This window comes from Micromonospora sp. WMMC415 (assembly GCF_009707425.1).
GTDB lineage: Bacteria > Actinomycetota > Actinomycetes > Mycobacteriales > Micromonosporaceae > Micromonospora.
The window spans coordinates 1,749,022-1,775,133 of sequence record NZ_CP046104.1; the positions used below are offsets into that span (position 1 = coordinate 1,749,022).

Consider the following 26,112-nt stretch of genomic DNA (forward strand, 5'->3'; position numbering starts at 1 on the left):
CGGCATCGGCCGTGGCCGGCCCGGCGCGGGCGTGCGGCGACCGGCCGGGACGGTCTCCACCGGCCAGCATATGCGCCGCCGTGCGGGCATCGCACCGCCGCGGTCAGCGGCCGTCCCCCCCGGCCGGTGGGGACGGCGGCCAGTCCCCGGGAACGTCCGCCGGCCGGTCCTCGACGGCCTCGTCCCGGCGGTCGGTGACCGCCTCCGTCGGCCACTCGTCGGCGTCCTCCCGGCCGGCGTTCCCGCCGGCCGGGGCGCCCGACAGGGGCGCCGACACGTCCCGGTCCGGGCGGCCGGGCACCGGCCACCCGTCCGCGTCCGTCCTGGCGGTCTCCCCGGCCGCCACCTCGGGCACCGGGTGCGTCGAGGTCGGGGCGACCGTCCCGGCGGGTCCGGTGGTCCCGTCGGTCGTGGAGATCCCGTCGGTCCCGGCCGGGCGGGTAGAGCGTGCGGCGCGCAGCGCGCCCACCAGTCCGAGCACGCCGACCAGCAGCAGCGCCCCGGCCAGGAACCAGCCGACCGGCGGCAGGACGAACCCGAGCAGCCGGGCGACCAGCCACCACGTGGCGAGGCCGACGAAGAGGAGCCCGAACGCCAGGGACACGAGGTCGGTGCGATGCGCCCTCACCGGGTCACCTCCAGCTTGCCGGCGTTGACGTGGATGTAGAGGCGCAGTTTCCCGCCGCCGGGGCCGTTCGCACCCAGGTCGGTGGTCTCGCGCAGCGGCCCGTCGACCCCGCCGGCGCGCTCGTCGAGCGTCCCCGAACGGCGGCCGAAGACGACCGCGTCACCGGCGTTCACGTCGGCCAGGACGGTCACGTCGACGTCCGGTGGGACCACAACGGTGGCCTCGCCGAAGTTGACCGCGACGGTGATCTCGGTGTCCTTCCCGTCGAAGTCCACGGCGCGGAGGTCGAGCACCGAGTCGCCGAAGCTGTTCTCGTACCGGGTCGCCAGCTCCGCGTGGCTGGCCGGGGCCCAGGTCACCGCGCCGTCCACCCCCCGGATGTGGTCGTACGACTCGGCGACGGTCGCCACCGTCAGCGCGGCGGCGGTCACCAGCCCGAGTGCGATCAGCCACCGGGCCCGGCCGAACCAGGTGCCGACGAGCAGGCCGAGGCCGATGGTGGCCAGGGCCGCCGCGAAGTACGCCGAGGCGCCGACCGGGAAGACGTCCAGCAGGTCGAGGACGGTCACCACGCCGAGGGCGAGGAAGATCAGCGAGAAGGTCACCGCACCGAGCGCGGACCGTTCCCGTGGCCGCTTCGGCGGGCGGGGCGCCGGCGTCGGCGGTGCCACCGGACGTCCCGCGTACGGGCCGTGCGGCGCGAACGGTGGGCGGTAGCCGCCAGGGGGCGGGGTCGGCGGCCCGGACGGTGCCGGGGGCCAGGTCGGCGCAGCCGGCGTACCGCTGACCGGAGACGCCCACGCCGAGGGCGCCGGGCCGGCCGGCGTCCCGCCCCACGCCGGCGGCGCGGGCGGCGGCGCCATGCCTGCGGGCGTCGCCGCCGGCAGTTCGGCCGTCGGTTCGGCGGTCCCGGGCGTGGTCACCGGCAGCGGCGACGTGGTGACCGGCAGCGGCATGGTCGGCGCGGCCGACTCCGCCGCTCCGGCGGGTGGCACGGCGCCCGCCGCGAGGGTCGGGCCCCCCGGGGCGGCCGGATGACCGACCGGGGCCGGGTAGGCCACCGGCGGCACCGGGCCGGGTGGCGCGGGGGCGGCACCCGGCGGGGCGCCGCCGACCGGCGGGCCACCGGGGCGCTCGCGGTTGAGCAGCAGCGCCCCGCAGACCAGGATGGCCGCGCCCAGCAGCACGGCCCGGAACGCGTCGGTGACGATGAAGGCGAAGCTGACAGCCACCAGGATGCTGAGGACGATCACGGTGACCGGGGACATGCTGGACCGCCCACGGCCCAGCATCGACTCGACCGGCGAGGCGCTGTCGCCCTCGCCCGGGATGATCAGCCAGGCGGAGACGTACACCAGGATGCCGATGCCGCCGAAGAAGCCGAGCACCGCCAGCAGCACCCGCCAGAGCACCGGGTCGGTGTTCGTCGCCCGGCCGATGGCCGCGCACACGCCCGCCAGGTACCGGCCGTCGTGCGGTCGGACCAGCCCGTACCGCGAGGTGAAGCTGGTGCCGCCGCCCGCCGGCGGGGCGGCGGCCGGGGTGGGCGGCGCGCCGGTCGGGTCCTGCGGCGGAGGTGGCGGCCCGCCGGCCGGCGGGGACGCCGCGGGTGGCGGCGGCACCCCGGGCGTCGGGGACTGAGCGGCTTCCTCGGTCATGCCCTCGATCCTGCTCCCCGTGTCGCGTCGGCGACCTCAGGAGGAGACCCTGACACCACCCTGAGATCCGGGCGGCCCGGATGTCCGGGGCGTCCCCGTGGTCGGGCGGCGGCGTGCCGTGTGACGATCGAACCGGCGCCGGCAGCGGACGGTCGCCCACACCGTACCCGTCGTGACCAGGGAGCCCCCGATCAGCACCGTGACCCAGCCCCCTCGCCTCTACCGCGCCCCCGAGCACCGGATGGCCGCCGGGGTGGCCGCGGGCATCGCCGAGCACCTCGGCATCTCGGTGCTCCGCGTCCGGGTCGCCTTCATGGTGCTGCTCGGGCTGAGCGGTCTCGGCCTGCTCCTCTACGCCGCCTTCTGGGCGGTGGTGCCGCTGCGACCGGGCGACACCGCCGTACCTCCGCGCCGCGACGTCGCGCAGCTGCTGCCGTTCGTAGCGATCGGGCTCGTGGTGCTGCTGCTCCAGATGGTGCTCTTCGACTCGGTGGGCGCGGCCGGCACCGCCGGGTGGCTGGTGGCGATCATCGCGGTCGGCGCCGGGGTGATCTGGCACCAGTCCGCTCCCGAGCGGCGGCGGCAGTGGGGCGAGGCGATGCCGGTGCCCTGGCTGAGCGCGGTGGTCGAGGAGAGCGACCGGCGGGCGTTCGTGCTGCGGTTCATCGGCGGCGGCGTGCTCGTCGCGGTGGGCATCATCGGCGTCGCGGCCGTCTACTCGCCGGCCCAGAACTTCGACGCGGTGCTCAACGGCGTGATCTTCGCGCTGGTCGGGCTCGCCGGCGTCGGGGTGGTCGCCGCGCCGGTGCTCTGGCGGACGTGGAACCAGCTGCGCTCGGAGCGCGAGGGACGGATCCGCGAGCAGGAGCGGGCCGAGCTGGCCGCGATGGTGCACGACCAGGTGCTGCACACCCTCGCGCTGATCCAGCGCAACGCCGGTGACGTGAAGACCGTGCAGCGGCTCGCCCGGGGTCAGGAGCGCTCGCTGCGCAACTGGCTCTACAAGCCGACCGGCTCCCCGACGGAGCGTTTCGCGGCGGCCCTGGAGCAGGCGGCGGCCGAGGTGGAGGACACCTTCGCGATCACCGTGGAGACGGTGGTCGTCGGTGACCGGGAGACCGACGAACGGGTGGGCGCGCTGGTGGCCGCCGCGCGGGAGGCCCTGGTCAACGCCGCCCGGCACGCCGGCGTGCAGACCGTCTCGCTGTACGCCGAGGTCGAGCCGGAGCAGGTCAGTGTCTTCGTCCGGGACCGTGGGAAGGGCTTCGACCCGGATACGGTGGAGGACCACCGGCACGGTGTCCGGGGCTCGATCATCGGGCGGATGAAGCGGCACGGCGGCCGGGCGGAGATCCGGTCCGAGCCGGGGGAGGGGACCGAGGTCCGGTTGATCCTGCCGATCTCCCGGGACTCGTCCACGGCGGAAAGGGACAGGTGATGGCGGAGCAGACGACGGGCCCGGTCGAGGAGACGGCGGCCGCTCCGGAGCGGCTGCGGGTCTTCCTCGTCGACGACCACGCGATGTTCCGGGCCGGGGTGCGCGCCGAGCTGGGTGTGCACGTCGAGGTGGTGGGTGAGGCGAGCACGGTGGCCGAGGCGGTCAGCCGGATCGCCGCCACGGAGCCCGACGTGGTGCTGCTCGACGTGCACATGCCCGACGGTGGCGGCCGCGCGGTGCTCGAGGCCATGCGGCGTACGCACCCGCAGGTGCGGTTCCTGGCGCTGAGCGTGTCGGACGCCGCCGAGGACGTGATCGGGCTGATCCGCGCCGGCGCGCGGGGCTACGTCACCAAGACCATCTCACCGGACGAGCTGGCGGCGGCGATCCGCCGGGTCGCCGACGGGGACGCGGTGTTCAGCCCCCGGCTGGCCGGGTTCGTGCTGGACGCGTTCGCGGCCCGGCCCGACGCGCCGGTCTCCGATCCCGAGCTGGACCAGCTCACCAACCGCGAGCGGGAGGTGCTGCGGCTGCTCGCCCGGGGGTACGCGTACAAGGAGATCGCCAAGGAGCTGTACATCTCGATCAAGACGGTCGAGACGCACGTGTCGAACGTGCTGCGCAAGCTCCAGATGTCCAACCGTTACGAGCTGTCCCGCTGGGCGGCCGACCGCCGCCTCGTCTGACCGTGCCGGCTGGGCCGGCCGGGGTCGCCGCTCACTCCGTCCGCAGGACGGTGAACGCCTCGGCGAGGCGGCCGGGCGGCAGGCCGGCGTCGGCCGCGATGGCGGTGAGCTGGTCGCGTACCCAGGTGTCCACGTCGAGGTGGGCGGTCTGCGACCGGTGGGCGCGCATCGCGGCGACCTTGCGGTGGTAACTGTCCGTGACGTCGACGGCATGGTCGGGTGCCGGGCCGCCCGCGTACCAGACCTCCCGCACCACCCACGGCTCCAGGCCGGCGGCGAGCAGGTCGGGGTACGCGAACGGGTTGCGCGCGTCCGGGTAGACGGCGCAGGTGGCCGCCTCGCCGACGGCCTGGTGGTCGGGGTGTCCCGGCCCGGCGATGTGCTCCCACCGGCGCAGGGGTGAGCTGGTCAGCACCCGGTCCGGGCGGAACCGGCGGATGGCCGCGGTGAGGTCCCGGCGGAGCTGTGGCGTCGGCGCGAGCGTGCCGTCGGCGTACCCGGTCAGGACGTCGACCTGCCGGACGCCGACGGCGGCGGCCGCCGCCCGCTGCTCCTCCGCGCGTTGCCGGACCAGCTCCGGCCGGGGTGTCTCGTCGTATCCCCCGGCGTCACCCTCAGTAACCAAAACGTAGGCGACCTCGATCCCGCCGCCCGTCCAGGTGGCCACGGTGCCCGCACAGCCGAAATCCACATCGTCCGGGTGGGCGAAGATGGCGAGGGCCCGGCGCACGTCGGCCAGGGGCGTGGCGGAGGGCGGAAAGGTCATCGTGGATCGACCCTACCCGTGGCGAACCGGCCCGGCGGGAACGTTCCCGCAGCTCTTACCACGCCTGACCGGGGAGGGTGCAGCCGCCTCCGGACGGATGTACGCACCGTCCCGGCCGGGTATCGGGTTGATAACACGCCTTCCCGCCACCGTGCATCGGGTGTCACAGTGGCAGGCACCTCACAACCCCCTCGTGAGCCGAGCGCCCTGAGGAGGCACTCCCATGCGCGGGAAATTCCTGAAGGTGGCGGTCGCGGCGACCGCCACCGCCATGTTGGCCACCGCCTGCAGCAGCGGCGGCGACGACTCGAACGACGCTGCCGGCCAGGCGGGCGGCGAGCTCCGGGTCTACAACGCGGAGCCGGCGTTCCTGCTGCCGTCCGCCGGTGACGACGAGCCGTCGCTCTACGTGATCCGTCAGATCTACCGTCAGCTGGTCAAGTACAACGCCGAGTCCGGCGCGCCGGAGAACGACCTGGCCGAGTCGATCACCTCGGACGACCAGAAGCTCTGGACGATCAAGGTCAAGAGCGGCTACACCTTCGACAACGGCGAGCCGGTCAACGCCGACGCGTTCATCCGGGCGTGGAACTACGCCGCCTACGGCCCCAACGGCCAGAACAACGGCTACTTCATGAAGCGGATCGCCGGCTTCAAGGACGTCCAGTCCGAGGACCCGGACGGCGAGGGCCCGAAGAAGGCCCCGGAGCCGAAGGCCAAGGAGCTCTCCGGCCTGAAGAAGGTCGACGACCTGACCTTCACCGTCGAGCTGGCCGAGGCGTTCTCCGGCTTCCCGACCACGATCGGCTACCCGGGCTACTCCCCGATGGCCAAGGCGTGCATCGACGCGGCCGACAAGTGCAACGAGACCCCGATCGGCAACGGCCCCTACAAGATCGAGGGCAGCTGGCAGCACAACGTCGGCATCAACCTGGTCCGCAGCGAGTCCTGGAAGGGCGAGCCGGGCAAGCCCGACAAGATCACCTTCCGGATCTTCGCGGACGTCGACGCCGGCTACGCCGCCTTCCAGGCCGGCGAGCTGGACGTGATGTACACCCTGCCGCCGGCGCGCTACAAGGAGGCGAAGTCCACCTACGGCGACCGCCTCTTCGAGCTCGCGGGTGACAGCCTCACCTACGTCGGCATGCCGATCTACCTGCCGGAGTTCAAGGACAAGAAGATCCGCCAGGCGCTCTCGCTGGCGATCGACCGGCAGTCCATCATCGACGCCGTCTTCGACGGTCGGCAGGCCCCGGCCACCGGCTACATCGCGCCGTCCTTCCAGGGCGCCCGCGAGAACGTCTGCCAGTACTGCAAGAAGGACGTCGAGAAGGCCAAGGATCTGCTGCAGCAGGCGGGCGGCTGGCCGGCCGGCAAGAAGCTGCAGCTCTGGGCGAACGCCGGTGCCGGCCACGAGCAGTGGCTGCAGGCGGTCGGCGACCAGATCAAGGCCGCGCTGGGCATCGACTACGAGCTGAAGATCAACCTGCAGTTCGCCCAGTACCTCGAGACCGCGGACGCCAAGAAGTTCACCGGTCCGTTCCGTCTCGGCTGGGGCCCGGACTACCCGTTCCTGGAGACCTTCCTCTCGCCGCTGTACAGCACCGGCGCGGACAGCAACAACTCCACCTACGCCAACCCGGAGTTCGACAGCCTGCTCCAGCAGGGTGACAGCGCCAAGTCCATCGAGGAGGCGATCCCCTTCTACCAGAAGGCGGAGGACCTGATCCTCGAGGACCTGCCGGTCATCCCGATGTGGTGGCGCAAGGAGGCCGCGATCTACAGCGAGAACGTCGACAACTTCGTCTGGAACAAGGTCTCGGACGCCGACTACGCTGCGACCTCGCTGAAGCAGAACTGAGCTTCAGACTCCTGATCCAGCCGTAACAGGACGTGGCGGCAACGGTCACCCCACCAGGGCGATCGTTGCCGCCACGTCAGCGCCGAGAGGAGACCCCGACATGGGGCGCTACGTCATTCGACGGTTGCTCCAGTTCATCCCCACCGTGCTGGGCACCATGTTCCTGCTGCACTACATCACCTCGCTGGCGATCCAGTTCAGCGGGAACCCGGTCCGGGCCATCTTCGGCGACCGGACGCCGCCGCCGGCCCTGCTGCAGGCGATCACCGAGCGGCTCGGGTACGGTGACCCCTGCCTCGACCAGAAGGGCAACCCGTGCCTCGGGCTGTTCGTCGATCGGGTCACCGGCGTCTTCCTCGAGTTCGACTTCGGCATCAACCTCCGCCAGCGTGAGGTCACCGATCTCGTGGCGGACGCTCTTCCGTACACCTTGAAGCTGTTGGTGATCGCGATCGTCTTCCAGTCGGTCGTCGGTATCGCCGCCGGCGTGTGGGCGGGCCTGCGGGGCGGTAGCTTCGCCGACAACCTGGTCAAGATCAGCACCGTGTTCGTGATCTCGGTCCCGATCTTCGTGCTCGGTGTCGTGGTGCGGGAGTTCGTCGGGGTCAAGTTCGGCAACGTCCTGCGGGACCAGGCCTGGATCCCCGAGGTCATCTCGAACGGCATCTTCAGCCCGGGCTTCAAGCCCGACTATCCACTGGCCAGCCTGGTCATCCCGGGCATGGTGCTGGGCGCCGTCTCGCTCGCCACCACCGCGCGACTCACCCGGACCAGCATCATGGAGAACATCCGGGCCGACTACGTGCGGACCGCGCGGGCCAAGGGTCTGGCGAACAAGCGGGTCATCGGTGTCCACACGCTGCGCAACTCGCTGATCCCGGTCATCACCTTCATCGGCGTCGACATCGGCTCCGCCATGGCCGGTGCGGTGGTCACCGAGACCATCTTCAACGTGCCCGGCATCGGCCGCCTGGTGACGTTCTCGGCGCGCACCGGCGAGTCGTCCGTGGTCATCGGCGTGGTGACGATGCTGGTGCTGGTCGTCCTGGTCGCCAACCTGCTGGTCGACATCCTGTACGCCGTCCTCGACCCGAGGATCCGCTATGAGTGACCGGACCAGGGCGAGCAACCGGTGGCGGGAGACCCCCGCCGCCCGCGGCAGGGCAGAACGAAACGAGGTGTGGACATGAGCGACCTGACCAGTGCCGGCACCGCCGTCGGCGGCGCGCCGGTGGGCGGTGACGGGCCGGCGGCGGCGGGGGACCCCGCGACCACCGGTGGCAAGGAGCGCAGCGCGAGCCTGTGGGCGGACGCCCGCCGGCAACTGGTCCGCGACCCGGTCTTCATGATCGCGTTCCTCTACATCCTCGTGGTCGGCTCGATGGCGGCCTTCCCAGGGCTGTGGACGAGCCAGGACCCGCGCGACTGCAGCACCGACCGCTCCCGGGTCGCGCCGAGCTGGGATCACCCCTTCGGCACCGACATCCTCGGTTGCGACTACTACTCGCACGCCATCTACGGCGCCCGCCCCTCCATGATCATCGCGATCATGGCCACCGGCGCCATGATCCTGATCGGTGGTGCCCTCGGCCTGCTCGCCGGCTACTACGGCGGCTGGGTCGACGCGGTCATCTCCCGCGTGATGGACATCTTCCTCTCGCTGCCGTTCCTGCTCGGGGCGATCGTGTTCCTCACGGTCATCAAGCGGCAGAACCCGGTGACCATCGCCCTGGTGCTGTTCCTGCTCACCTGGCCGGTCATCTCGCGGATCATCCGCGGTAGCGTCATCTCGTCGAAGGACCTGGACTACGTGCACGCCGCGAAGGCGGTGGGCGCGACCAACGGTCGGCTGATGTTCCGGCACATTCTGCCCAACGCGATCGCGCCGATGCTGGTGTACGCGACCATCGTGCTCGGCTCGTTCGTCGCCGCGGAGGCCACGCTGACCTTCCTCGGTGTCGGGCTCCAGCCGCCCGCCCAGTCGTGGGGCATCATGATCTCGACCCACCAGGTCTACTTCCTGGAGGACCCGTGGCTGCTGCTCTTCCCCTGCGGGCTGCTGGTCGGCACGGTGCTGTCCTTCATCCTCATGGGTGACGCCCTGCGTGACGCCCTCGACCCGAAGTTCCGGTGAGTCCCATGAGCACTGATGTGAACGTCAAGCTGGACGCCCTGCCCGGCCTGGACCCGAACGCCATGCCGCTCCAGGTCAAGGACCTGCACGTGGAGTTCCGCACCCGGAACGGCATCGCGCACGCGGTCAACGGCGTGAGCTTCGACCTGCGGCCGGGTGAGACCCGAGCGATCCTCGGCGAGTCCGGCTGCGGCAAGAGCGTCACCGCCCAGGCGATCATGGGCATCCTGGACAGCCCGCCCGGTTTCATCACCGGCGGTCAGATCCTCTACCGGGGCGTGGACCTGCTGAAGCTGCCGGAGGCGCAGCGCCGCAAGGTCCGGGCGAACCGGATCGCGATGATCTTCCAGGACGCCCTGTCGGCGCTGAACCCGGTCTTCACCGTCGGCTTCCAGCTCAGTGAGCTGTTCCGCAAGCACCGCGGCATGTCCCGCAAGGACAGCAAGGCGCGCGCGGTCGAGCTGCTCGACCTGGTCAAGATTCCGGCGGCGAAGCAGCGGGTGAACGACTACCCGCACCAGTTCTCCGGCGGTATGCGCCAGCGCGTCATGATCGCCATGGCGCTCGCGCTCGACCCGGAGGTGCTGATCGCCGACGAGCCGACCACCGCCCTGGACGTCACCGTGCAGGCGCAGATCATGACTCTGCTCGCCGAGCTTCAGCGCGAGCGGAACATGAGCCTGGTGCTGATCACGCACGACATGGGCGTGGTCGCCGACGTTGCGGACCGGATCTCGGTCATGTACGCCGGTCGGGTCATCGAGGAAGCGCCGGTGGAGGACATCTACGCGAGCCCGGCCCACCCGTACACCAAGGGCCTGCTCGAGTCGATTCCGCGACTGGACCTCAAGGGCCAGGAGCTCGCCGCCATCAAGGGGCTGCCGCCGGCGCTGACGAACATCCCGAAGGGCTGCTCGTTCAACCCGCGGTGCCGGTACGCGCAGGACGTCTGCCGCCAGGAACCGTCGCCGCCGCTCTACCAGGTGTCGCCGGTCCGGACGGCCGCCTGCCACTTCTGGAAGGAGGTCAAGGCCGGTGTCTGACATCGTGCTGGAGACCCGCGACCTGGTGAAGCACTTCCCGCTGACCCAGGGGATCCTCTTCAAGAAGCAGGTCGGCGCGGTCCGCGCGGTCGACGGGATCAACCTGCAGCTGCGCCGTGGCGAGACGCTCGGCGTCGTCGGCGAGTCCGGCTGCGGAAAGTCGACCCTGGCGCGGATGCTGGTGGGTCTGGAGACCCCGACCTCGGGCGACCTCTTCGTCCAGGGCAAGAACATGTCGAAGGTGAGCGGCGCCGAGCGGCGTCGCGGCCGGCGGAACATCCAGCTCGTCATGCAGGACCCGTACACGTCGCTCAACCCGCGGATGACCGTCGGCGACATCGTCGGTGAGCCCTTCGAGGTGCACCCCGACGTGCTGCCCCGGGCGAAGCGGCGGGCGCGGGTCCAGGAGCTGCTGGAGCTGGTCGGCCTCAACCCCGACCACATCAACCGGTACCCGCACCAGTTCTCCGGCGGCCAGCGCCAGCGCATCGGCATCGCCCGGGCGCTCGCGCTCAACCCGGAGATCATCCTCTGCGACGAGCCGGTCTCCGCCCTGGACGTGTCGATCCAGGCGCAGGTGATCAACCTGCTGGAGAAGCTCCAGAACGAGCTGGGTCTCTCGTACATCTTCATCGCCCACGACCTGTCCGTGGTCCGGCACATCGCCGACCGGGTCGCGGTGATGTACCTCGGCAAGGTCGTCGAGATCGGCACCGAGGACCAGATCTACGAGAACCCCACCCACCCGTACACCCAGGCGCTGCTCTCGGCCGTGCCGGTGCCGGACCCGAAGCTGCGCGGCCTGCGGGACCAGATCGTCCTCACCGGTGACGTCCCGTCGCCGGCCAACCCGCCGTCGGGCTGCCGGTTCCGGACCCGGTGCTGGAAGGCCCAGGACATCTGCGCCCAGCAGGAACCGGTCCTGGAGGTGCGGGAGAAGTCGGCGCACCCGAGCGCCTGCCACTTCGCCGAGGTACGCGACGTGGTGCACGCGGTCGAGTAGTAGCCCTCCAGACGCCGTCGCCCCGACCACCCTGACGGGGCCGGCGGTGAAGGTAGTGCCTCCTCAGTGACCCGGGGCGCCGGCCGCACCACGGCCGGCGCCCCGGTCCTCGTCTCCCGCCCGTCGCCGGCCCGCGGCGAGCGGACGCCCACCGGGCACGGCTGCGGGGCCGCAGACCCGAGGCGTGGTGCGAAGGGTCGCGGCGGGGCGGCGCGCGGTCGGCCCCAACGCGGGGCCGCGGCCGGCCCCAACGCGGGCCGCGGCCGGCCTCAGAGCGGGCCGCGGCCGGCCCGGAGCAGCAGCATCGCGAACTGGGTGCCGTCCGCGCCGAGCGCCGACCGGAACCGCTCCAGGATCTCCTGCTCCCGGGAGAGCACCAGGCGGGTGCCGCCGGAGGCCATCCGGGTCGCCCCGACCTGCTGGGAGAGCCGGGCCCGTTCCTGCCACAGCTCGATCAGCGCCTGGTCGATCTCGTCGATGCGCTGGCGGATCTCCGCGATCCGGGCCGCCGCCAGCGGCTCCTGGGTGCCGGTGCGGGGATCGACGGAGCCGCCGGCCCCGCCCGCTTCGGCCCGGCTCCCGTTCTGCTCCGCCACGTCTGTCATCATCGCCGTACCCTTCGGATGTCGGGCCCGGTGCCCGGATCCCGGGACGGAAAAGCCCCGGGCTCGCGGAGCCCGGGGCTTTCGTAGGTCTGGTTGATCAGGCGCGACCTACGGCTGCCGGACTCCCGGAGCCGTAGTAAAAGTAGAAGCGCTGACCGAACACGCCGTCGAGTATGCCGTGAGGGCTGCGACGGGCGCAAGGAAAGCCGTTAACAAGGGGCCCTTCCACTACCGGAGACGTTAAGAAGGGGCCCTTCCTTACACCCGGGGCGTGCGTGGCGGGTTTCGTCGGGGCGGCGGCATAGACTCGCCGTGCGATGCATCCTCTCTTCGACATCCCCGTGTCCCCGCCCGCGCCCGAGCCTGCTCCGCCGCGCCGGTCCGCCGCCGCGCGCCTCGACCCGCAGCAGCTTCTCGACGGGCTGAACGGCCCCCAACGGGACGCGGTCGCCCACGCCGGGTCGCCGCTGCTCATCGTGGCCGGCGCCGGATCGGGCAAGACCCGGGTGCTGACCCACCGGATCGCGTACCTGCTGGCGGCGCGGGACGTGCACCCCGGCCAGATCATCGCGATCACCTTCACCAACAAGGCCGCCGGCGAGATGAAGGACCGGGTGGCCGCGCTGGTCGGCCCGCGCGCCCGGCTGATGTGGGTGTCGACGTTCCACTCCGCCTGCGTCCGCATCCTGCGGGCCGAGCACGAGCACGCCGGCCTCAAGTCCACGTTCTCGATCTACGACGCGGACGACTCCCGCCGGCTGATGCAGCTCGTCGCCCGCGAGCTGGATCTCGACCCGAAGCGCTACCCGGCACGCGGCCTGGCGGCCCAGGTGTCCAACCTGAAGAACGAGCTGGTCGACCCGGAGGCGTTCGCCGCCCGGGCCAAGGGCCCCAACGAGCGGGCGCTCGCCGAGGCGTACACGCTCTACCAGCGGCGGCTGCGGGAGGCGCACGCGCTGGACTTCGACGACCTGATCATGACGACGGTGCACCTGCTCCAGTCGCACCCGCACGTCGCGGAGACCTACCGGCGCCGGTTCCGGCACGTGCTCGTCGACGAGTACCAGGACACCAACCACGCCCAGTACGTGCTGATCAAGGAGCTGGTGTCCGGCACCGAGGGGCTGGAGCCGGCCGAGCTGTGCGTGGTGGGTGACGCCGACCAGTCGATCTACGCGTTCCGGGGCGCGACGATCCGCAACATCCTGGAGTTCGAGCGCGACTTCAGCGACGCCCGGACGATCCTGCTGGAGCAGAACTACCGCTCCACCCAGACCATCCTCAACGCGGCCAATGCCGTGATCGACCGCAACACCTCCCGCAAGCCGAAGCGGCTGTGGAGCGACGCCGGGTCCGGCGACCCGATCGTGGGCTACGTCGCCGACACCGAGCACGCCGAGGCGGACTGGGTGGCCCGGGAGATCGACCGGCTCGTCGACGACGGGGGCACCCGCCCGGGGGACGTGGCGGTGTTCTACCGCACCAACGCCCAGTCCCGCGTCTTCGAGGAGGTGTTCATCCGGGTCGGCCTGCCGTACAAGGTGGTCGGCGGGGTGCGCTTCTACGAGCGCAAGGAGGTCCGCGACGCCCTGGCGTACCTGCGCGCGGTGGTCAACGACGACGACACGGTCAGCCTCCGCCGGATCCTGAACACGCCGCGCCGGGGCATCGGGGAGCGGGCCGAGGCGTGCGTCGAGGCGCTCGCCGGCCGGGACCGGATCTCCTTCGGCGCTGCCCTGCGCCGGGCCAAGGACGCGCCGGGCATCTCCACCCGGGCGGCCAACGGCATCGCCGAGTTCGTCGCGCTGCTCGACGGCGCCCGGGAGCTGGCCGAGACGGGCACCCCCGAGGAGGTGCTGGAGGCGCTGCTGACCCGCTCGGGTTACCTGACCGAGCTGGAGGAGAGCCTCGACCCGCAGGACGCCGGCCGGGTCGACAACCTGCAGGAGTTGGTCAGCGTCGCCCGGGAGTACACGGAGCGGGTCGAGGCGCTCGGCGCCGAGGGGGAGCGGGCCACGCTCGCCGGCTTCCTGGAGCAGGTCGCGCTGGTCGCCGACGCCGACCAGGTCCCCAGCGACGACCCGGAGCACCAGGGCGTGGTCACCCTCATGACGCTGCACACCGCCAAGGGCCTGGAGTTCCCGGTGGTGTTCCTGACCGGCCTGGAGGACGGCGTCTTCCCCCACCTGCGCGCCCTCGGGGACACGCGGGAACTGGAGGAGGAGCGGCGCCTCGCGTACGTGGGCATCACCCGGGCCCGCCAGCGCCTCTACCTGTCCCGGGCGGTGACCCGCTCGGCGTGGGGGCAGCCCGCCTACAACCCGCCGTCCCGGTTCCTGGAGGAGCTTCCCACGGAGTTGGTGCGTTGGGAGCGCACCGAGGGCTCGTACACGTCGTGGGCCGGCGGTGGCGGAGGCGTGGGTGGCCGCGCGGACCGCGCCGACCGCGGCCGTGGCGGCTTCACCGGGGGGACCCCGAAGGCGGCGCAGCTCGCGAAGCGTCTCGGCGTGGACGGCAGCCGGCTGGCGACGGCGAGCGAGCTTCCGCAGGCGCCCAAGGTGGCGGTCGGGGACCGGGTCAACCACCAGCGGTACGGGCTGGGCCGGGTGCTCGCCGTGGAGGGGCACGGTCCGGGGGCGCGGGCCCAGATCGACTTCGGCGACCAGACGATGTGGCTGGTCCTGCGGCACGCCCCGATCGACAAGCTCTGAGCCGCGGCCAGGGACTGCCTGAGCAGGTGCGGTGAAGGCCGCGGATTCGGCCCGGCTGAGCGCCGGGCGCTCCTGCTGGTACGGCTGCTGAAGCCGGGCACCGGCGAACCCATGTTCGAGGTCGTGGGGAAACCCGACCGGTCCGGCAGTTGCGACCAGTACTCGGGCGGGTCCGCACCGGCCGCCGGCCGGCGGCGACCCCCGATCGGGACGCCGCCGGCCGGTCGGCTCAGACGCCCGCCAGCGCTTGCGTCGGCGTGAGCCGGGCGGCCCGCACAGCGGGGTAGAGCCCCGCGACCGCGCCGATCAGCAGCGTCGCGGCGAACCCGCCCGCCGTCGCCCATAGCGGCACCACGGCCGGCCAGTCCTGCGTGGCCGCGTACCCGGCGGTCACCACGACGCCGATCAGGATGCCGCCGAGACCGCCGAGCGCGGACAGCAGCAGCGACTCCACCAGGAACTGCAGCAGGACCTGGCCGCGGGTGGCCCCGAGCGCCCGGCGCAGGCCGATCTCCGAGCGGCGTTCGAGCACCGAGATGACCATCGTGTTCGTGACGCCGATCCCGCCGACCAGCAGCGCCACCGCGCCGAGGCCCAGCAGCAGGCCGCTGAACGTGTTCTCGGTGATCATTCTGGCGGCCAGCGCGTCGGACGGCCGCGAGACCAGGACCTCGTGGGGCGCCCCCGGTTTCACGGTGCGCGGCAGGGCCTTGCGTACCTCGGCCACCGCGTCCTCCGCCGTACGCGTGTAGACGGTCGTCGCGTTCCCGTCGAAGCCGAGGTAGTTCTCCGCGGCCGACCAGCCGACGAACACGGCGCGGTCCAGGTCCTCGGCCACCGGCACCGGCCGCAGCACGCCCACAACGGTGAAGCGGTGCTTGCCGAGCACGATCTGCGGCCGTGCCGCGGCGTCGTCGATGCCGAGCCGCTGCGCCGCGGTCCAGCCCAGCACGGCGGTGGGGAAGTCGGCGGTGGGCTGGCTCAGCCAGTGCCCACTGACCGGGCTGAGCCCGACCGTTGCCGGCAGGTCGAGGTGGCCCGCGTACACGGTGAGGCTGCCGGTCTGCACGGGGTTGACGTGCTCGTTGCGGTACGCGTGCACGTTGGGCAGCCGTCCGACCGCCGACACCGCCTCCACCGACGCGATTCTTGCGATCATGGGGATCGCCTCTTTCGGTAGTTGCGTCGGCTTGTCGGCCGACGATCTGCCCGGCTCGACAGTCAGCAGGTTGGTTCCCAGGTCGTCCAGCTGCCGGTTCAGTTCGGCCTGGCTGGAGCTGGAGATACCGACCACGGCGATCATCGCGGCGATGCCGATCGCGATGCCGAGCGCGGACAGGAACACCCGCAGTCGGCGTGATCGCAGCCCGACCGCGCCGAGCCGCAGCACGTCGGCTGGCGACAGCCGCCCGGGGCGGGGCGGGGCGGTCACCGGGCCGCCCCGACCCGCGCGGCGAACGGCACCACACCGGGTTCGCGCTCGTCGCGCACAATGAGCCCGTCGGAGACCTCGACCCGCCGCGGCAGCCGTGCCGCCAGCTCCCGGTCGTGGGTGATGACCACGACGCTGGTGCCGGTCGCGTTCAGCTCCGTCAGCAGGCCCAGCACGGTCTCGCCCGAGGCGGAGTCGAGGTTGCCGGTGGGCTCGTCGGCCAGCAGCAGCGGCGGATCGCCGACCAGCGCCCGGGCGATCGCCACCCGCTGCCGCTCACCGCCGGACAGCTCGTGCGGACGGTGGTGCAGCCGGTGGCCCAGGCCGACCCGTTCCAACGCGGCGTCGGCCCGCCGCAGCCGCTCCTGGGCGGCCACGCCCGAGTAGAGCAGGCCGTCGGCCACCGCCGCGCGCACCGCGACGCCCGGGGTCAGGTGGAACTGCTGGAAGACGAAGCCGATCGTGGCGGCCCGCAGGCCGGACAGCTGCCGGTCGGAGAGGGCCGCCACGTCGTGCCCGCCGATGCGGACCCGGCCGCTGGTGGGGCGGTCCAGGGTGCCGATCAGGTTGAGCAGGCTGGACTTACCCGATCCGGAACGCCCGACGACGGCGACCGCCTCGCCGTACGCGATGTCCAGGCTGACCCCGCGTACGGCCCGTACCCCGCCGGGGTAGGTCTTGGTGACGTCCGTCAGCTCGACCACGTTCACTGCGCCACCCCCACGGTGACGCCCTCGGCGATGCCGTCGCCGCTGATCTCGACCTTGCCGCTGGCGAACAGCCCGGTCTTCACGGGCACGACCCGGCTGGTCGCGCCGTCCCGCAGTTCCACGCCGTAGCCGCGCTCGCCGACGGCGAGCAGCGCCTGGATCGGCACCACGAGCACGTCGGCGCGCTCGGCGGTGACGAAGCGGACCGAGACCGGCCCGGGCTGCGGCTTGGCGGTGGCTTTCAGGGTCAGCTGCACGGTGACCGTGGGCTCCCCCTGATCCGGCGCCGGACCTGCGGGCGTGTCGCCGGGGGACGCGGGTGGCACCACGCCGCGCACGGTCGCCGCCACCGGTGCGCCGTCGGGCAGCGTGACGGTGGCCTTGGCGCCCTTCTTGGCCAGGTCGGGTTCGGCGGCCGGCACCTTCGCGGTGACGATGAGGGTGGTCGGGTTGGCGGTGAGGATGTCACCGGCGGCCGGCGCCCCGAGCCGGGCCGTCTGGGTGGCGATCCGCAGCGGGCCGGGTGCGACGATCACGTCCGTCGGCGCCACGGTGCCCGTGTCAGGCAGCCCCAGGTCCTTCTGCCACCGCTTGACGGCGGCCGCGGTCGACGCGGAGTAGGAGTCGTCGGCCTCGAAGCCGGTGTACTTCAGCGCGACCAGGTTCTCCTCGAGCTGGGCGACGTCCGGGCCCTCGACCCCGTCGGCGAGGACGCGGTAGAACGGCAGCTCGCCGTAGAGCAGCACGACCGGGTTGTTGTCCGCACGCAGCAGCGGCTGTCCGCGCCGCACCGTGCTGCCGGCCGCCGCGAGCCAGGTCAGGGTGCCGGCCGCCTTGGAAGTGATCGCCGACGGCTGGCCGTAGCCGATCTCGCCCTCGACGACCGTGGCCGCCGTGATCGTGGACCGCGTCACCTTGACGGTGTCGACGGCGGGAGCGCCGACGGGGGTGTCGTCCCCGCCCCCGGCGAAGACCCCGGCGGACATCGTCGCCGCCGCGGCGACCACCGCGGCGGCGACGACACCGAAGAGCACCCGGCGAGATCGGCCGCTCATCCGACGCCCGTCAGGTCGCTGGTGTCGGGCAGACAAATCTTCGCCGCCGCCTTGGCCGCCGGCTTCTCCATCATGGCTCGGTGCTTCTCCTTGAGGCCTCGCAAGGCGGTCTCGTCGGCCGGGGCCGGGTTGGGATCAGGATCCGGGAAGTCCGGCACGCCGTTGTCGCGCATGCACTGCGCGTTCGCGCGGGCCTCGCGCAGCTGCTCCTCGCTCGGCTTGCTGAGCGTGTCCTTCACCGGGCGGTCCAGCGCGGGCCACTTCTCGAAGCACTGGACCAGTTCGGGAGTCACCGAGTCCGGCATGCCCGAGAATTCCTCCCCCACCTTGTCGTGGCCGAGGTAGCGGACTCCCGTAGCGCCCTGCTCGTGCAGGCACGTCACAAGGTTCTGCATCTGCTTGTCGTAGGCGTCCCACTCGCCGGCGGTGCCGGAGTTCGCCGCGCCGCCGGTAGTCTCCGACTGGTCCGGCCCGCACGCCGTCAACACCGCCACCAGCAACGGCGCACACGCCGCCAGTGCCGCGTACCGGATGCCACGCGGTGAACGCCGGCTCACCCGTCTGCCGTCGATCGGCATCTACTTCTCCTCTGGACCAAGGTTTGCGCATCGCGTACGACGTATCCGTTTCGACGGGAACGTCGCGGCCATGCCTGTGCTGGACGCCGGCGGGGTTCACCGGCCGTCTCGGTACACAGGTCACCAGAGGTGGTGTTATGGGGCGGTGAGCAGAGTTCCTCACATCCCGCTAACATCATCTAAAGTCGATGTATTTACTGATTCTTCAGGTGCAGTCGTGGGCATGCCCGCAGGGCGTCACGGGCGGGGCAGGATCACGCGCACGGACAGGCCGCCGTCGGGACGGGGGGTGGCCAGCGCGTCGCCGCCGTGAGCCTGGGCGACCGCCCGCACGATGGACAGGCCCAGACCGCTGCCCCGGGCCGAACCCACCCGATCGGTGAGCCGGCGGAACGGCTCGAACAGCACCGGCACCTCGTGCGGCGAGATCAGTGCGCCCGTGTTGGTCACGATGATCTCGGCCTGCCGGACCTCGGCCAGGGTCTGCACCCACACGAAGCCGTGCGGGTGGTTGTAGCGGACCGCGTTGTCGACCAGGTTGCGGATCAACTGCTCCAGCAGGATCGGGTCGCCGACCACCGGCGCCGCCGCGAGTTGCGCCTGGACCTGCACCCGCTGCTCCGCGGCCGCCTTCGCGGTGACCTCGAGCGCATACCCCGCCAGTTGCGCCAGGTCGACCGACCGCCGGTCGGTGACTGCCTCCTCCGCCCTGGCCAGGGTGAGCAGCGAATCGATCAGCCGTTCGTGGCGCAGGTTGACCGCGAGCAGGGTGTCGCCCAGCTGCCTGACCTCGGCCGGGCTGTCCGGGCGGCCCATCGCAACCTCGACCAGGGTGCGGTTGAGCGCGATTGGGGTCTTCAGCTCGTGTGCGGCGTTGGCGATGAACCGGCCCTGCCCGGCGAATGCCCCGTCGAGGCGGTCCAGCATGCTGTCGAACGAATCGGCCAGGCTCTTCACCTCGCCCGGCGGGGCGTCCAGGTCGATGCGCTTGTGCAGGGTGCGCCCCGCGATCCGGTGCGCGGTCTTGGTGATCATGCTGAGCGGGCGCAGCAGCCGCCCGGCGACGAACCAGCCCGCCGCGGTGACCAGCACCCACACCGCCAGCAGCGTCATCCCGCCCTTGAACAGCAGGTTCGCCTGCATCGAATCCATGATCGCCTGCTTGGAGACGAAACTGCGCTCGATGTGCTCACTCGCGACCGCCTGTTGCTCCGGCGGGAGCAGCCCGTACTTTTCGTTGTACGCGACGTTCAGGCTGAACTCCATGCTGTTGTCGACCAGGATCAGCATGCCCGCCAGCACCGCCCCGCCCGCCAGGGCGAACAGCAGGCTGAACACGACGGTCAGCCGGACCCGCAGGCTGCCGCGCCACTCGCGCATCAGCGGATCCGGTAGCCGACGGCGGTGACCGTCTCGATCGGCTGCGGCTCGCCCAGCTTGCGGCGCAGCCCGCTGATGGTGACCCGGACGATGGTGGTGAACGGGTCCATGTGCTCGTCCCAGACCTTTTCCAGCAGCGTCTCGGCCGACACCACCGCGCCTCCGGCCCGCAGTAGCTCCTCCAGCACCGCGAACTCACGACGGGACAGGCTGACGTAGCGGCCGTCACGGTAGGTCTCGCGGTGGTGCGGGTCGAGCCGGATGCCGGCCCGTTCCAGCACCGGCGGCGTCGCCGGTCGGGCGCGCCGGCCGAGCGCCCGCACCCGGGCCACCAGCTCGGCGAACGCGAACGGCTTCGACAGGTAGTCGTCGGCACCGAGGCTGAGCCCGGCGACCCGCTCGGCCACCGTCACCGACACGGTGAGCATCAGCACCCGCACGTCCAGGCCCTGCGCCACGACCTGGCGGCACACCTCGTCGCCGTGCACCCGGGGCAGGTCGCGGTCGAGGACCACCACGTCGTACGCGTTGACGGCGAGCTTCTCCAGTGCCGTCGCCCCGTCGTAGGCGACGTCGACGGCGATGGCCTCCTGCCGCAGCCCCTCGGCGACGGCCTCAGCCATCAGCACCTCATCCTCCACGACCAGGACCCGCACCCCGCCACCTCTCGACCGAACCGCCGACCGACCGACCGCCAAGTATGCATGGGCGTTGTGAGCAGGGTGTGAGTGAATTGTCGTGACCGGGCGAAGCCGGTCGCAGACCGCCTGCGGGCCGGTCGGGTCATCGGTGGCGGCGAACCCTTTGGACAGCGCGGTGAAGCCGATGCCGGCCTTGCCCGCCTGCCGCGCGGCCCACTCATGCCCGTTGAGAAACCGCCAGATCTATTGAGCTACGAGCCGTCAGCAGGCCACGTCGATGCCCCGGGCGCGCAGGAACGGCGCCGGGTCGATCTGGTTCCACAGCTGGCCCTGGTGCACCTCGAAGTGCAGGTGCGGGCCGGTGGAGTCGCCGGTGGAGCCCTCCAGGCCGATGGTCTCCCCGGCGGCGACCGGGTCACCGACGCTCACCTTCGCGGTGCTCAGGTGGGCGTAGTGGGTGAGGTAGCCGTTGCCGTGGTCGACCACGACGGAGATGCCGTAGCCGTCGCCGGCGTCGCCGGCCTTCTCCACGGTGCCGCGGTACGCGGCGCGGACCGGCGTGCCGGCGGGCATGGCGAAGTCGATTCCGGCGTGGAGGACTCCCCAGCGGGGGCCGTAGCAGGAGGTGATCTCCGCGCCCTTCATGGGGATGACCCACGTCGGCTTCGGCCGGGTGGTCTTCTTCGGCGTCGGCTTGGCCGTCACCGTCGGCTTGGCGGTGGCCTTCGGTGTGGGGCTGGCAGTGGACGGGCCGGGCGTCGGGCTCGCCGGGGTGGGGCTGGCCGACTCGCGGGCGGAGCGGTCGGCCCGGGCGGCGGCGTCGGCGCGGGCCTGTGCGTCGATCGCGGCGGCGGCCGGCACGGTGGCGTCGTCGTTACCTGTTGCGGCGACCGCGACGCCCCCGAGACCGAGTCCGGCCACCGCGACCGCCGTGGCCATCAGCACGCGGGTACGCGTGCTGGCCCGCCTGCGGTGCCGGACGGGGGCGATGTTCTCGGTCGGGTTGGAGCTGTCGTCCTGCACTACGGACCTTCACTGATCGAGGGGCATGTGACCTCGAAATACTGGTGTCGGTCCGGATCAGGCCGGATAAGGGGACCGGGGCGGCGGCGGCGGGTCCGATGTGGTCGAGGGCCCTATGTCCCCTGCTGTCCGGGAATGCCGCGAAAGTCGATCATGGATGGCCGTGTGCTTGGCCACATCCCGTGATGTGACCCAGGACACTTTCCCGCCTCGGGTGGCAATACGGAACCGCCCGGATCGAACGATCCGGGCGGTTGTCGGGCATCACGCAGCGTCAGGAGGCGGCAACCTCGTTGTAGATTGCCTCCACCTGGAGCTTGATGTCCACTCCGCGTTCCTTGAGCCATGGCACCGGGTCGAGCGGCTCGCCCTTGACATGGATCTCCAGGTGCAGGTGGGAGCCGTAGGAGTGGCCGGTGTTGCCGACCAGGCCGAGCTGGTCTCCCGCCTTGACCTGCTGGCCCTCCTTGACCGTCACCGCGGAGGAGTGGCCGTAGATGGCCTCGCTGCCGTCGGCGTGGCGGACGATCACCGTGTAGCCGTACCCGCCGAACCAGCCGGCCTTGGTGACGGTGCCGTCGTGGATGGCGACGTAGGGGGTGCCCTCGGGGGCGACCAGGTCGACGCCGGTGTGCAACTTGCCCCAGCGCACTCCGTAGGGCGAGTTGAAGTCGTAACCCTGGAGGGGGAGCAGCCAGACCTCGGGCTCGGCCTCGGCGCCGCCGCGGGTGTTGCCACGCGTCGCGCGGTCCGCGGCGTCGGCGCGGTCGGCGGCGTCCTGGCTCAGCGTGGACGCGGCCTTCAACTCGTCGAGGACCGACGGGTTGACGCTCTTGGCGTCCGGCAGGGCGCCCGCGAGGAGCGCGACCCCGCCGGCACCGACGAAAGCGGTGGTGACGACGGCGGCGTAACGGCTCCGCGGCGGGGTGGGTACGCGGCGGCGACCGCGATATCGATCGGGCTCAGACGACAGGCGCTGGCGCACGCACACCCTCCGTTGTCGGGGTACCGAAGCGGCCCGGGGCGTTCGTGAAGCTCGGCTGAACGTCCGCTGACCGCGTCGCCACCCGTCCATGGACCTGATGACAACCGTGGACACGTTAGCCAACTGCCACGTCCGTCACAAGCCGCATCGCCGAATTGGTGTAGCGATCTGTCCGGTTGCGTCCATGATTGTGGCACCTCACAGCCCGGTGAACGTGCCCCCGATACCGACCGTTCGTCGCGCAGCGTGACCAAACGGCGGAGTCGTCCCGCTTGACGACCGAGACCGTAACTGTCACTGCCCGGCCACGTACCGGTGTCCGCCGTCCGCCTGATGTGACGCGGCCCGGATTTCCCGGCTCGGCCCGGCCGGGTTACCGTTCGTTCAGGTAGAGCCGCGGAGCCGGTGAAGGGGATGCGCAGATGAGCTCTCGTGTTCGGGTCGTCGTCGCCAAGCCGGGCCTGGACGGCCACGACCGTGGCGCCAAGGTCGTCGCGCGTGCCCTCCGGGACGCCGGCATGGAGGTCATCTACACCGGTCTGCACCAGACCCCCGAGCAGATCGTCGAGACGGCGATCCAGGAGGACGCCGACGCCGTCGGGCTCTCCGTTCTCTCCGGGGCGCACATGACGCTCTTCCGCAAGGTGCTGGAGCTGCTCGGCGAGCGGGACGCGCGGGACATCGTCGTGTTCGGCGGCGGCATCATCCCGGACGCCGACATCCCGGAGCTGGAGAAGCTCGGGGTCGCCAAGATCTTCACGCCGGGGGCGACCACCCAGTCGATCGTGGAGTGGGTCCGGCAGAACGTGGCGCAGCCGGTCGGCTGACGCCCACCCGGCCGCGCGGCCGGCCGTGCGGTCGACCCGGCGCCCGTACCGGAACAGGGGGAGGGGCCGGACGCACCCCTCACACGTCCGGCCCCTCTATGCACGATGCCCCGCCGCCACCCCTCGACCGACAGGGCATCGGCCGTCTCCCGTCGTCGCGCCGAACCAGCGCTCCGACACCTGACTCAACGACGCCCTGCCGGAGGGGTTACGCACCCCGGGCAACATCGCCCGGAAGGCTGACGACGGCATGACGGGCGGGCGGCGGCGGGGCGGTTGTGCATTACCGCACACCGCGCACCCGCTCGGTTGCCGGCGGTGCCGACCTCGCTAGGCTGCGCCCAATGGCCTGTTTCAACTGATGACAGGCGTCAAACTGTTTTCCATATCGCTGGTGGCGGCGCGACGGCGCGCCGCGGAGACGGGACGGGACGCGCAATCGTGGACCTGTACGAGTACCAGGGGCGGGACCTGTTCGAGCGGCACGGGTTGCCCGTGCTCGCCGGCGGCGTCGCCACGACCCCGGAGGAGGCCCGCGCGATCGCCGAACGCCTCGGCGGTCGGGTGGTCGTCAAGGCGCAGGTGAAGGTCGGCGGCCGGGGCAAGGCCGGCGGTGTGAAGCTGGCCGAGGGCGCGGAGGAGACGGTGGCCCGGGCCACCGACATCCTCGGCATGGACATCAAGGGGCACACCGTCCACAAGGTCATGATCACCGTGACCGCGGACGTGGCCGAGGAGTACTACTTCTCCTACCTGCTGGACCGGGCGAACCGTACCTTCCTCTGCATCGCCAGCGTGGCCGGCGGCATGGACATCGAGCAGGTCGCCGCCGAGACCCCGGAGAAGGTCGTCAAGGCCCCGATCGACGCGAACACCGGCGTCGACGAGGCGAAGGCGCGCGAGATCGTCGTCGCCGCCGGCTTCCCGGCCGAGGTCGCCGACCAGGTCGTCGAGGTCGCCGTGGGCCTGTGGAAGGCCTTCGTCGCCGAGGACGCCACGCTGGTCGAGGTGAACCCGCTGGCGAAGACCGGCGAGGGCAAGCTGCTGCTGCTCGACGCCAAGGTGACCCTGGACGAGAACGCCGCCTTCCGGCACCCGGACCACGAGGCGCTGGTCGACCAGGCCGCGGTGGACCCGCTGGAGCAGGCCGCCACGGAGAAGGACCTCAACTACGTCAAGCTCGACGGCGAGGTCGGCATCATCGGCAACGGCGCGGGTCTGGTCATGTCGACCCTCGACGTGGTCGCGTACGCCGGTGAGCGGCACGGCGGCGTCAAGCCGGCCAACTTCCTCGACATCGGCGGCGGCGCGAGCGCGGCCGTGATGGCCAACGGCCTGGAGATCGTGCTGTCCGACCCGTCGGTCAGGAGCGTCTTCGTCAACGTCTTCGGCGGCATCACCGCCTGCGACGAGGTCGCCAACGGAATCGTGCAGGCGCTGGCCCTGCTCGAGCAGCGTGGCGAGAAGGTCACCAAGCCGCTGGTCGTCCGCCTCGACGGCAACAACGCCGAGGCCGGTCGGGCGATCCTCGACGGCGCGAACAACCCGCTCGTGCAGCGGGTCGACACGATGGACGGCGCGGCCGAGCGGGCCGCCGAGCTGGCCGCTGCGGGGGTCTGACACATGGCGATCTGGCTGACCAAGGACTCGAAGGTCATCGTTCAGGGGATGACCGGTTCCGAGGGTTCCAAGCACACCCGGCGGATGCTCGCCGCGGGCACCAACGTCGTCGGCGGCGTGAACCCGCGCAAGGCGGGCACCACCGTGGACTTCGACGGCACCGAGCTGCCGGTCTTCGCGAACGTCGCGGACGCCATGAAGGAGACCGGCGCCGACGTGACGGTCATCTTCGTGCCGCCGCAGTTCACCAAGGGCGCGGTGATCGAGGCGATCGACGCCGGCATCCCGCTGGCCGTGGTGATCACCGAGGGCGTGCCGGTGCACGACACCGCCGCCTTCTGGGCGTACAACGTGGCGCAGGGCGAGCGGACCCGGATCATCGGCCCGAACTGCCCCGGCATCGCCTCGCCGGGCGCCTCCAACGCCGGCATCATCCCGGCCGACATCACCGGCACCGGCCGGATCGGCCTGGTCAGCAAGAGCGGCACGCTGACCTACCAGATGATGTACGAGCTGCGCGACATCGGCTTCTCCACCTGCGTCGGCATCGGCGGTGACCCGATCATCGGCACCACCCACATCGACGCGCTGGCCGCGTTCGAGGCCGACCCGGACACCGACGCGATCGTCATGATCGGTGAGATCGGTGGCGACGCCGAGGAACGGGCCGCGGAGTTCATCAAGGCGAACGTGACCAAGCCGGTGGTCGGCTACATCGCCGGCTTCACCGCGCCGCCCGGCAAGACCATGGGGCACGCGGGCGCCATCATCTCCGGCTCGGCCGGCACGGCCGACGCCAAGAAGGCCGCGCTCGAGGCGGTCGGCGTCAAGGTCGGCAAGACCCCGACCGAGACCGCGAAGCTGATGCGGGAGATCATGTCGGCGGGCTGAGCCCGCAACGGCTGTCGCGGAGGGGCCGACCGGTCACGGTCGGCCCCTCCGCTCGTTTCCGGATCCCGGCGGTCCGGGGCTCAGTCGTTGTAGAGCGGATAGTTGCCGCCGGCCCAGAGGATGCCGCTCCCGATGATGTTGATCACGCCGAAGGCTATGGCCAGCCAGCCCAGCACCGGCGACTGACCGAAGCGGCGGGCGTCGCGGATCGACAGGTAGCCGAAGACGATCCCCAGGATGCCGCAACAGAGCAGGCCGGTGATGATGCCGAGCACGCCCCAGAGGGTGGTCCGGTCCCGGCCACCCGCCGGTGGGGGTGGGGGCGGTGGGTAGGGAGCGTTCACGGCTTGCCTCCTCCGCCTCGCGATCACGTCCTGTGGCCGAGGCTAGACCCGATCGGAGGTGGGGGACGGTGGATCACGGAACTCGCCGCCGTC

Annotated in this window: 23 protein-coding genes and 1 pseudogene; 11 read left to right on the forward strand and 13 right to left on the reverse strand. The window is 71.6% G+C overall.

The genetic code is table 11. The features are described 5' to 3' along the window. Window positions 1–385: 385 nt before the first annotated feature. Together GKC29_RS08595 and GKC29_RS08600 are read right to left on the reverse strand one after the other, a co-directional pair. Window positions 386–628 (reverse strand): annotated as a pseudogene (locus GKC29_RS08595) (hypothetical protein); the annotation flags it as partial. Further along, window positions 625–2,286, reverse strand: a complete 1,662-nt coding sequence (locus tag GKC29_RS08600; protein WP_155330314.1) for a PspC domain-containing protein — start codon at window positions 2,284–2,286, stop codon at window positions 625–627. The pseudogene GKC29_RS08595 and the gene GKC29_RS08600, both read right to left, overlap by 4 nt. Before the next feature lie 172 nt (window positions 2,287–2,458). Between GKC29_RS08600 and GKC29_RS08605 the strand changes: the two genes are divergently transcribed. Both GKC29_RS08605 and GKC29_RS08610 read left to right on the forward strand, forming a co-directional pair. After that, complete coding sequence (locus tag GKC29_RS08605; protein ID WP_155330315.1) at window positions 2,459–3,724, forward strand: ATP-binding protein; 1,266 nt, start codon at window positions 2,459–2,461, stop codon at window positions 3,722–3,724. After that, the gene (locus tag GKC29_RS08610; protein ID WP_155330316.1) at window positions 3,724–4,410 is read left to right on the forward strand and encodes a response regulator transcription factor; all 687 of its coding nucleotides are present in this window, start codon (window positions 3,724–3,726) and stop codon (window positions 4,408–4,410) included. The genes GKC29_RS08605 and GKC29_RS08610 overlap by 1 nt, the downstream gene beginning before the upstream one ends. A gap of 31 nt (window positions 4,411–4,441) precedes the next feature. On the opposite strand, the gene GKC29_RS08615 is transcribed toward GKC29_RS08610, so the two are convergent. Continuing rightward, window positions 4,442–5,176, reverse strand: a complete 735-nt coding sequence (locus tag GKC29_RS08615; RefSeq protein ID WP_155330317.1) for a PIG-L deacetylase family protein — start codon at window positions 5,174–5,176, stop codon at window positions 4,442–4,444. Window positions 5,177–5,399: 223 nt separating this feature from the next. On the opposite strand from GKC29_RS08615, the gene GKC29_RS08620 reads away from it, so the two are divergent. The 5 genes from GKC29_RS08620 (at window position 5,400) to GKC29_RS08640 (ending at window position 11,217) form a co-directional block, all read left to right on the forward strand. Next, complete coding sequence (locus tag GKC29_RS08620) at window positions 5,400–7,037, forward strand: ABC transporter substrate-binding protein (RefSeq protein WP_155330318.1); 1,638 nt, start codon at window positions 5,400–5,402, stop codon at window positions 7,035–7,037. Window positions 7,038–7,137: 100 nt separating this feature from the next. Then, entirely contained in the window at window positions 7,138–8,148 is a 1,011-nt protein-coding gene (locus tag GKC29_RS08625) for an ABC transporter permease (RefSeq protein ID WP_155330319.1), read from the forward strand. 75 nt (window positions 8,149–8,223) lie between these two features. Continuing rightward, on the forward strand, window positions 8,224–9,171 hold the full coding sequence (locus GKC29_RS08630) for an ABC transporter permease (RefSeq protein ID WP_155330320.1): 948 nt from the start codon (window positions 8,224–8,226) through the stop codon (window positions 9,169–9,171). A 5-nt stretch (window positions 9,172–9,176) separates the two neighbouring features. After that, the gene (locus GKC29_RS08635) at window positions 9,177–10,214 is read left to right on the forward strand and encodes an ABC transporter ATP-binding protein (protein WP_155330321.1); all 1,038 of its coding nucleotides are present in this window, start codon (window positions 9,177–9,179) and stop codon (window positions 10,212–10,214) included. After that, complete coding sequence (locus GKC29_RS08640) at window positions 10,207–11,217, forward strand: ABC transporter ATP-binding protein (protein WP_155330322.1); 1,011 nt, start codon at window positions 10,207–10,209, stop codon at window positions 11,215–11,217. The genes GKC29_RS08635 and GKC29_RS08640 overlap by 8 nt, the downstream gene beginning before the upstream one ends. Window positions 11,218–11,486: 269 nt before the next feature. Here the strand turns inward: GKC29_RS08640 and GKC29_RS08645 are convergent, their stop codons facing one another. After that, entirely contained in the window at window positions 11,487–11,825 is a 339-nt protein-coding gene (locus tag GKC29_RS08645; protein ID WP_155330323.1) for a chorismate mutase, read from the reverse strand. Between the two features lie 314 nt (window positions 11,826–12,139). Here GKC29_RS08645 and pcrA point away from each other — a divergent pair, with 314 nt between their 5' ends. After that, window positions 12,140–14,533 (forward strand): DNA helicase PcrA, encoded by a 2,394-nt coding sequence (gene pcrA / locus GKC29_RS08650; protein WP_155330324.1) that lies wholly within the window; start codon window positions 12,140–12,142, stop codon window positions 14,531–14,533. A 229-nt stretch (window positions 14,534–14,762) separates the two neighbouring features. On the opposite strand, the gene GKC29_RS08655 is transcribed toward pcrA, so the two are convergent. The 8 genes from GKC29_RS08655 to GKC29_RS08690 all read right to left on the reverse strand — a co-directional run bounded on the left by GKC29_RS08655 (window position 14,763) and on the right by GKC29_RS08690 (window position 22,337). Further along, the gene (locus tag GKC29_RS08655; RefSeq protein ID WP_155330325.1) at window positions 14,763–15,965 is read right to left on the reverse strand and encodes an ABC transporter permease; all 1,203 of its coding nucleotides are present in this window, start codon (window positions 15,963–15,965) and stop codon (window positions 14,763–14,765) included. Beyond that, window positions 15,962–16,669 carry an ABC transporter ATP-binding protein gene (locus GKC29_RS08660; protein ID WP_155334041.1) on the reverse strand — a complete coding sequence of 236 codons (708 nt, stop codon included), beginning with the start codon at window positions 16,667–16,669 and terminating at the stop codon, window positions 15,962–15,964. The genes GKC29_RS08655 and GKC29_RS08660 overlap by 4 nt, the downstream gene beginning before the upstream one ends. A gap of 2 nt (window positions 16,670–16,671) precedes the next feature. Beyond that, on the reverse strand, window positions 16,672–17,730 hold the full coding sequence (locus GKC29_RS08665; RefSeq protein WP_155330326.1) for a peptidoglycan-binding protein: 1,059 nt from the start codon (window positions 17,728–17,730) through the stop codon (window positions 16,672–16,674). Continuing rightward, window positions 17,727–18,308: a hypothetical protein gene (locus GKC29_RS08670; protein ID WP_155330327.1), complete on the reverse strand. Its 582-nt coding sequence runs from the start codon at window positions 18,306–18,308 to the stop codon at window positions 17,727–17,729. Before GKC29_RS08670 ends, GKC29_RS08665 begins: the two co-directional genes overlap by 4 nt. Window positions 18,309–18,545: 237 nt before the next feature. Further along, complete coding sequence (locus GKC29_RS08675) at window positions 18,546–19,688, reverse strand: HAMP domain-containing sensor histidine kinase (protein WP_155330328.1); 1,143 nt, start codon at window positions 19,686–19,688, stop codon at window positions 18,546–18,548. Then, window positions 19,688–20,344, reverse strand: a complete 657-nt coding sequence (locus GKC29_RS08680; protein WP_155330329.1) for a response regulator transcription factor — start codon at window positions 20,342–20,344, stop codon at window positions 19,688–19,690. The genes GKC29_RS08675 and GKC29_RS08680 overlap by 1 nt, the downstream gene beginning before the upstream one ends. 246 nt (window positions 20,345–20,590) lie before the next feature. Then, a complete protein-coding gene (locus GKC29_RS08685; protein WP_230688961.1) occupies window positions 20,591–21,352 on the reverse strand; it encodes a M23 family metallopeptidase in 762 nt (253 codons plus the stop codon). A 274-nt stretch (window positions 21,353–21,626) separates the two neighbouring features. Further along, window positions 21,627–22,337 (reverse strand): M23 family metallopeptidase, encoded by a 711-nt coding sequence (locus tag GKC29_RS08690; RefSeq protein WP_155330330.1) that lies wholly within the window; start codon window positions 22,335–22,337, stop codon window positions 21,627–21,629. 422 nt (window positions 22,338–22,759) lie between these two features. On the opposite strand from GKC29_RS08690, the gene GKC29_RS08695 reads away from it, so the two are divergent. From GKC29_RS08695 to sucD, 3 genes are all read left to right on the forward strand, one after another. Continuing rightward, window positions 22,760–23,164: a cobalamin B12-binding domain-containing protein gene (locus GKC29_RS08695; RefSeq protein ID WP_155330331.1), complete on the forward strand. Its 405-nt coding sequence runs from the start codon at window positions 22,760–22,762 to the stop codon at window positions 23,162–23,164. A 441-nt stretch (window positions 23,165–23,605) separates the two neighbouring features. Beyond that, the gene (gene sucC, locus GKC29_RS08700) at window positions 23,606–24,784 is read left to right on the forward strand and encodes an ADP-forming succinate--CoA ligase subunit beta (RefSeq protein WP_155330332.1); all 1,179 of its coding nucleotides are present in this window, start codon (window positions 23,606–23,608) and stop codon (window positions 24,782–24,784) included. A 3-nt stretch (window positions 24,785–24,787) separates the two neighbouring features. Then, the gene (sucD, locus tag GKC29_RS08705; RefSeq protein WP_155330333.1) at window positions 24,788–25,675 is read left to right on the forward strand and encodes a succinate--CoA ligase subunit alpha; all 888 of its coding nucleotides are present in this window, start codon (window positions 24,788–24,790) and stop codon (window positions 25,673–25,675) included. An 80-nt stretch (window positions 25,676–25,755) separates the two neighbouring features. On the opposite strand, the gene GKC29_RS08710 is transcribed toward sucD, so the two are convergent. Then, window positions 25,756–26,019, reverse strand: coding sequence for a DUF4190 domain-containing protein (locus tag GKC29_RS08710; RefSeq protein WP_155330334.1), 264 nt, complete (start codon window positions 26,017–26,019; stop codon window positions 25,756–25,758). Window positions 26,020–26,112 lie beyond the last annotated feature (93 nt).